Annotated in this window: 5 tRNA genes; 1 reads left to right on the forward strand and 4 read right to left on the reverse strand. The window is 62.2% G+C overall.

Annotated features, from left to right (window positions below):
* Positions 1 to 56 precede the first annotated feature (56 nt).
* From CCL05_RS43370 to CCL05_RS43385, 4 genes are all read right to left on the reverse strand, one after another.
* Positions 57 to 128 (reverse strand) — tRNA-Val (locus CCL05_RS43370).
* A gap of 43 nt (positions 129 to 171) precedes the next feature.
* Positions 172 to 243 (reverse strand) — tRNA-Val (locus CCL05_RS43375).
* A 1-nt stretch (position 244) separates the two neighbouring features.
* Positions 245 to 315 (reverse strand) — tRNA-Cys (locus CCL05_RS43380).
* 44 nt (positions 316 to 359) lie between these two features.
* Positions 360 to 432 (reverse strand) — tRNA-Gly (locus tag CCL05_RS43385).
* 314 nt (positions 433 to 746) lie between these two features.
* Between CCL05_RS43385 and CCL05_RS43390 the strand changes: the two genes are divergently transcribed.
* Positions 747 to 818: transfer RNA gene (locus CCL05_RS43390), tRNA-Val, on the forward strand.
* The last annotated feature ends 20 nt before the right edge of the window (positions 819 to 838 follow it).

Raw genomic sequence — 838 nt, forward strand, 5'->3', positions numbered from 1 at the left:
CCACATCACACCGAAGCCCCCAGCCGATTCGTACGGCCGGGGGCTTCGGTGTGATGTGGACGATACTGGGATTGAACCAGTGACCTCTTCCGTGTCAGGGAAGCGCTCTCCCGCTGAGCTAATCGTCCTCGGGACCATGACCACACCGTGCAGCGGATCATGGGCACTGCGTGCGCGATACTGGGATTGAACCAGTGACCTCTTCCGTGTCAGGGAAGCGCTCTCCCGCTGAGCTAATCGCGCGAGGTGGAGACGGGAATCGAACCCGTGTGCACGGCTTTGCAGGCCGTTGCCTCACCACTCGGCCACTCCACCGCGCAAAGGGGGAAGGCATTCTATGCGCCTGGCCCTACCTCTCGAGCGGATGACGGGATTCGAACCCGCGACCCTCACCTTGGCAAGGTGATGCGCTACCAGCTGCGCTACATCCGCATTCTGCATCCCCGGTGGTCGTTTCCGTCCTCCGTGGTGCGAGACAGAACATTAGCCGACGTTCGGCGAAACCTACAAATCGCCTGGTAGACGCCGGTAAATCACAAGCTTGTCATTTCCGCCGGTACCGGTGCGGGTCGCGCCGTCCGTTCGTAACGGCTGCGCCCGACTCTTGCGGCGGTAGGTGGGCGTGGCGCGACGGCCGACCCCGGTGAACTGATGACAACCGGGTGATTTGGTGGCGAACGGGTGGTGCGTGTTAAAGTTCGTACTCGTTCGGCGGGCATCGAAATTCCCCCCGAGCGGTTCATCCCGGTCTCATAGCTCAGCGGGAGAGCGTCCGCCTCACACGCGGAAGGTCGCTGGTTCGATCCCAGCTGGGACCACAGTAAGCAATCGCCTCCTA

The organism is Streptomyces africanus, assembly GCF_002150735.1.
GTDB classification, from domain to species: domain Bacteria; phylum Actinomycetota; class Actinomycetes; order Streptomycetales; family Streptomycetaceae; genus Streptomyces; species Streptomyces africanus.